Below are 6383 nucleotides of genomic sequence, written 5' to 3'. Positions count from 1 at the left end.
TTTGGTCGGGCGGAAATCGCCGGGGCCACGGTTGCTGGTGGTGTTCCAGAGAGCGGGGAGTTGGGCGTGCCAGTAGGTGCTGGACATGGTGCCCGGAGCGTTTGGTTCAGAAAAACCATCGGCCTTTTTCGCATGCTCGTAAACCGAGTCAAACTTGCGGTCACGATCCCAATAGAAAAACCACAATTTCCCAAGGTCAGTGGATTTGTCTTGGTTGTCCTCTTGCTGGTTCACCGCATAAGGGCGCAGGTACTGGTCCATGCGGTCAGTGCGGGCTACTAGCAATCCGGTCATGCTGTCGAAGATTTTCGGAACATAATGTCCGTTGGGCAGTCCCGGTGTTCCGGGGACTCTGTAGCCGCTTCGTGTGGTGTCGCCATCGCGGCTGAGCACTAGTGCTTCGGGCACTTCGGGGTTGTCATCGAAGAAACGGAATAACTTCTCTACGATGCTCTGGGCGTGAGTTGTATTCTCAGCGTCTTGCCAAAGGAAGAGGGTAACGCCCAATGTCGCGGCATTTCGCGCTGAGATGATGCCACCTGCGGCTCGGTCATCTTTGTCATCGGGTTGCTTGGGTGGAGCAATGGCGAAGGAAGGCACGGGCCAGTAGGCGACGGCGTCGCGAGCGGAGTGTGTAGCTGCTGCCCGAACGTTGATACTTGCACCGTCGCGGCGACTCTCCGCTCTGTCCGGATAGTCCTTGGGGTCCTGTGAATAAATGGACGCGAAGTTGTCGTTTTTCTCGTAGATCCGCTTCCAGATAAATGACTGGTGCCAGATATCGACGGCTATTCCGGTGGCTTTGATTTCCAATGAGAACGTTTGTTTAGTCCTGTCAGCGTGCTCGATCTGCTGCCTGTACTGCTCAACTTGTTGAGCGTCCTTGTTAGCGATGGTTTGAGCGACGGCCTTGCCTGTCCAGTGAATGGTGAACAGGGCTGCTACCAATGCTGTTATCTGAGCAATGCCCAGCAGGGTTCCTTGTGGCAAATCGGTAATCTCCCGGCCTACAGTGTTTGCTCTCTCGACGACGTACCATACGTACCCCAACCAGGCTGCTATCAGCAGTGTTGCGATCCAGAGGTAGGGCTTTAAGCCTGGGAGGCACCATTTTGGTTGGCTCATCTGCGTTTACCCTCAATGTGTTGGTAATGCACCAGAGAGGGGGGCATTAGTGGTACGAGTTCTTCAGAGGGAAACTGACCTCGGTTGTAATAGACGAAGCAAGCGTGGATCAATTGGCGCGCGGTTTCGCTGAGTTTCCACCAGCCGGGCATCACTTTGAGTTTCTCGTCATAGAAGTCTTTTTCAAGCCGCCAATTCGCAATCGCAATCAGCACCTCGCGTATCTGCCAATCATCCAGGCATTGGGCCTGCCCGATGGCTACATCCATCGCGGTGACCCACCGATGATTAGCCGGGCTGCGCAGGATGGCCGAGTGATAACTGTTGTTGTCCCATTCCTTGTTGGTTTTCTCGTCCCCTCGACGGGCCATGCGAGCGCGAATTTCGTTGGGGGTTTCCTCACGTTCGGTTATGTAATAGTGGATGCGTCGCTCCTGGAGGTTCAGGATTTCCCGCTGCCTGACTTCACGGGTTTGATCGTCGGGGGCCTTGCCCTTGTTCCAATCATCACGCGCCTGTGCAACGTTGATTTGGATGATTGCCTTGCCAAGGTATTTCCATTCAAACGAGGCCCGTGAGTTGCCTAATGCCGTGTTCTGCGACACCGCGTCGGGCGCGTCCTTTCCGGGGGTGTCGGGCGTTCCGGTCTGGGCCTCGCCACCAAACATCTGCGGCGCATGAGGTGGGGTCAGGGCTTCGCCATTGATAAAGCGCAGTTCGCCTTTCTCCATGCCCGCCTCAGTGACAAACGAGACCGCTGCGTTATGCCCGGCGCTGCGCCGTTCCGTTCCTGTGCGCAGCTCAACCATGCACGGTGCATTGCCCACCCACACCGGCTGGTCGTCGCGGATGCGTTTGCTCCACAGGCGCTGATGGAAACGCAGCCCTTTGAGGCGGTCCATGGCGGGTGTGCCGTCGGGCAGTGCGTCGGGTACACCAAAGGTACCGATGCCGCTGACGTCGCGAAGGGCCACCGTGGTGTCGTCATGGCTGAAATAGAGATACACCTTGCCCCGGTTGTCGCGTTCGGGGAACACGAGGGTGGACTGATCAGGCCCCAGGCGCTGACCCTATTCGGCAGACCAGTTGCGACCCGTGCGTCCTCCGTAGCCCTTGGCAGTGGATTGCAGGTCGCCGAGAGGCGGGCTGTCGTGAGGGGCTTTGGTCACGGCCTCTACAATGTTGATCAGGGTGTCGAGGGTTTTCGAGCCTTTGGGGGTTTCGTCAGGCAACACCGAATAGGGGGATGCGACCATGATCGCGCAGTCGGCGCAGCGCTCGCCGCGATCCACCAGTAACGCCTGTGCCAGCAAAGTGATCAGCGTGCCTTGGCTGTGCCCCATGATGGTGACGGTGTCGTTGGGAGAGAGGCGACGAATTTCACCTATCAGCATGGCGAGCCGGTGCGCGGCCAGCACGAAGTAGCGCCGATGCGGGCTTTTGCCCATGAACAGCGTATTGGGCAGTGCCCGATTGACGGCATGCCTGACCCATTTGTCGAAGCCCATGTCATACATCTCGGGCAGGCTGTTGGTGGCGTTGTCGAAGAAGCCGCCGCCTTTGCCAAAGTGGCGGTCAAGCCGGTTGCCGAAGTGGTCCTGATACTGAGTGCGCAGTTTGGTGGGAGCACCATTCTTGTCGCGTTTGATTTCCTCTGGTGCGGCGCGGTAGCCCCAGTAAAAAGGAATGAAGACGCTTCGGGGCTTTTCGCCGCCTTCGCTGCGTCGGTAGAGGTAAGTGTCGGGGTCGTCCAGCCAGCCTGCTTGTTGGCTGTTAAGCGGCTGACCTGCTTCTTTGGCGGCCGCTGCATAGGCGTAATTGATGCCATACGGCTCCGCCGCCATGTCCGTTCGACTCAGCCTGTCATTCAGGCCCTGACACAGCCCGGTTTCCACCGACTCATAAGCTGCGCCGGGGTCATTGACGCCATGCAGGAAGATCACGATGCCGGGCATGTCGCGGGGCACCTCAACGAAGGTGTCGTTGGGGCGATTGGGGATGAGCCGGGTCTGGTGAGAGGCCAGAATACTGGGGTCAGGGTTTCTCATCGTTCACTTCCTGTTGTGATGCTGTGCAAGGCGTGGCGAGGGCGAACTGACGTGATCATTGAGGGCCGTCCTTGAGTGCGGACACTTCAAGTTTTTGCATCAGTGCGTTTTCGACCTTTTGGGTGGCGCCCGAACTATCGGTCAGGCCACTGAGCACCGTGCCGTCTTCCAGCTTGAGGCTGTAGGCCTTGTCGATGAGCAGGGCTGGCATGTCTGTGGTGTGGCCGGGGTAGTGCAGGACCACTCGTTGGCTGGCAGGGTCGCGCCCAAAGCTCGGTGTGGTTGCGCTGTCACTCTTGGCAGTGCGCCAGTCGTACTGGTTGGCGTAAAAGCCGATGGGGCTGGAGCTGCCCAGTTCAACACCGCCACCGATCTTCAGATAGCTGCCGTCAGCGGCCACGAGACGGATAGTGGGGGCGGTGAGGACAATTTCACCTTCCGAGGCGGACGCCATGAGGTTGTGCTGAGCGTTCAGTGCGATGCTGTCTTCCTGCGCTTGAACGGTGACCTTGCCCCGATTGGCGATGGCGGTGATGCCTTCGTCCTGAGCGAAGGCCGAGATGCCTTTGCCCGCATGCAGGTGGGTGCCCGCGCCGCTGGTGAGGTGCAAATGGTCCTGAGCCGTGGTGTCGTGGTTTGCACCTGCATACTGAATATGCGAAGCGGGTGTGGCGCTGGCGATGCCATTCTCGGCAGTCATGGCGATCACGGGTTCGCCCTTGGCGTTGCTGTCAGGGGCTGGCCATTGGTCCAGTGCCTGGCGCAGGGCATCAATACCGCTGGGATCGATGGCCTGCGTGCCCCGTGCGTTGGCGGTCTGGCCGATGGCACTGAAAATGTCCGCGCACTGGGTAAGCAGCTTCAGCAAGGCCCCGCGTTCTAGCTGGTCGTCCGCAACGCTTTGGGTTGCGTGGGTGGTCAGCAGCACACCTTGTGCGGCACGCAAGGCAATGGCTGCATCGGTGCGCAATTCGGCGCCATTGCCAAGGGGTTTGGCGGTGCCCTGTTCACGGGGGCCGGTCAACCTACCGAGATTCAGTGCAGTCGTGTGGTGGGTTGTTGCAAGGCGCGCTCGGGGAGCGCCGTGGGTGTCATCCAGTAGCAGTTCGTTGTAGCCCCTCCCTTTATGTTCACGAGTCTTGATGCCGGACAGGGCCTTGTTACCGGGCAACCCCGGCGTTGCCGTGAAGCTAGGGGTGTGTTTGACGGCGTTGTAGACCACGCCTGTTACCACTGGACGGTCTGCGTCGCCGCCCATGTGTTGCACTATCACTTCTTGACCGACTCTGGGCAGAAATTGATGCCCGAAGCCTTCTCCGGCACTGGGCATGACGACTCGCAGCCAAGTGGTGTTCTGCGTATCTTCACGACGGGACCGGTATGCGCTGTCATCCCTGCGTTGCCAATGGAACCGCACCTGAATCCGGCCCATTTCATCCGTAAAGACTTCCTCACCTTCAGGCCCCGTCACGATGGCGCTGAGCGGCCCGGGGATGATCGGGCGTGGATGACTCCGCTCAGGCCGGAAAGGAATGTAGTCACGGACACAACTGAAGGTATTGGCGTAATGGGCAGGCGCTGTTGAAAGGTAGTTGTTACGCCCGATGTGCTCGACGCGCAGCAGCAGAAACTGCCGTTCTTTGCGAGGGGCGTTATCGTGGTCAAAATGTTGAGTCAGTTCAAACGTGTACCCCGGCCTCATGCTGCGGCAATGGCCGGTGCCTTTGAAGCCCTTGCTTTGGACTTCGATAGCTTCGACACGTCGACGCGCCAGCGCGCCGCCCTGGGCATAGTCTGCGTGGGAGTACGGCACCGTGTAGTCATACACGCTGTAAGACGGGGCATCACCCTGATTGTTGATGCTCTTCATACTCACCGGCAGCAGGTTGCCCGGTTGCTTGTAGTCAAAGGTCTGAACGCTGAGACTGCCTGGCTGGAATGAACGATAAGCGCCCCACTGAGTGATAGCATCGGCGGTCTCTGTGATTGCAGCGCTGTGGTAGCGGATCACCGGTTGTTCGGGTAGGGCAGCGAGATGGCGGGAGTCATCGCCGATCACCATGCGGTGGCCTTGCGCACTGTGCTCGAAGAAGAAAAACAGACCGTCGTCTTCAAGCAGGCGCATGACGAAATTCAGGTCGGTTTCAAAGTACTGGGTGATGTAGCTGTGGGTCTTCAGCGGATTGAGCAACCGGAATTCGACGCTCGGCAATGTCCCGTACTCGGCCAGCACTGCACGGATAATGTCCTCGACAGTCTTCTCCTGAAAGATGCGTGCATCTTCTCTTCGGCTCAGGTGCCATAGCCAAGGCTTGAGTGTCGCGGAGTATTTGGCCCAGCCGCCGTCGCTGCCTTCAGAGTTGAAATGGCTGAAGCAACCGTCGAGATAGCGGATATTTCCATCTGCCAATTCGATTTGGATCTGTGCGGGCTTGCCTATCAGAGACTTCAGCTCGATACCGGCATCGTGCGACAGTAATTGGAGGTCAATGCTGAAAAGTTCAGAGACGGCTTCGACGCCGCTGAAGGTATCGACTAACAGTTCCTGATGACCTGTCAGCGGCGTGACAAGCCTGATCAACCGCTGATGCTGTGGCGCATGAAGGGAGGCCAGATCCTTGAGCATGGGTTCTCCTGCAGCCTGTCGCCGTAGCGGTCAGACCAGATTTTGGGGCGTATGGGGAGCTTTCATCGCCCAACGAAGGCAACGCAAATTTGGGCGGGAGGGAGGTTATTTGAAACGGAACGAAATAGGAGGGACGGCTGATGATTGAGATCGTCAGTCAATTCGATTTGGTTTGTAGGATGGCTCTTTCGGCGTTATTTCTGTCAGGCCCGGTTTCGGGGAAGTAACCAAAGCCATTGCGCCTGGTTTGGCCCGACTGCGCCGGGTTCCCTTCTTCCGGCGCTGCTCCGTGGGCACGCCGCGGACGGCCATCCAAGTCGCGGTCCGTGGTGTCTGGGCCATCGCGCACTAAAAGCAAAAGCAAGGCAAGGCAAGGCAAGATCAACCTATACCCTGAACCAAACGACGCTCTGCTTTTCGCTCTTCGCTTTTTATCTTCCTACACAAACAGCCCAGCCACCGCCGAACGCGACTTGGGTGCAGGCTGAGCGGAGGTGTCGTGGAGTGGGTTGAGCGGCCGGGAGCCGCGAGAGTCGCGCGGCCATGGATGGCCGTCCGCGGCGTGCCCACGGAACGGCGCCGGA

General features: G+C 58.6%; 2 protein-coding genes and 1 pseudogene. All 3 read right to left on the bottom strand.

What is annotated here, in order from left to right; translation table 11 throughout:
• A partial coding sequence (locus N5D61_RS26345; protein WP_279894755.1) for a DUF2875 family protein occupies positions 1-1125 on the bottom strand: 1125 nt, incomplete at its 3' end.
• A pseudogene (locus N5D61_RS26340) lies at positions 1122-3173 on the bottom strand (DUF3274 domain-containing protein). The gene N5D61_RS26345 and the pseudogene N5D61_RS26340, both read right to left, overlap by 4 nt.
• Positions 3174-3228: 55 nt before the next feature.
• On the bottom strand, positions 3229-5799 hold the full coding sequence (gene tssI / locus N5D61_RS26335) for a type VI secretion system tip protein TssI/VgrG (protein ID WP_279894754.1): 2571 nt from the start codon (positions 5797-5799) through the stop codon (positions 3229-3231).
• Positions 5800-6383 lie beyond the last annotated feature (584 nt).

It is taken from the genome of Pseudomonas sp. GD03842 (genome assembly GCF_029841165.1).
GTDB lineage: Bacteria > Pseudomonadota > Gammaproteobacteria > Pseudomonadales > Pseudomonadaceae > Aquipseudomonas.
The sequence above is the reverse complement of the archived record's forward strand: the minus strand, read 5'-3'. Positions and strand labels throughout refer to the sequence as shown.

What these genes read in the sequence shown, in the direction of transcription:
- tssI (WP_279894754.1), bottom strand. Translation starts at nt 5,799, where the DNA reads ATGCTCAAGGATCTGGCCTCCCTTCATGCGCCACAGCATCAGCGGTTG.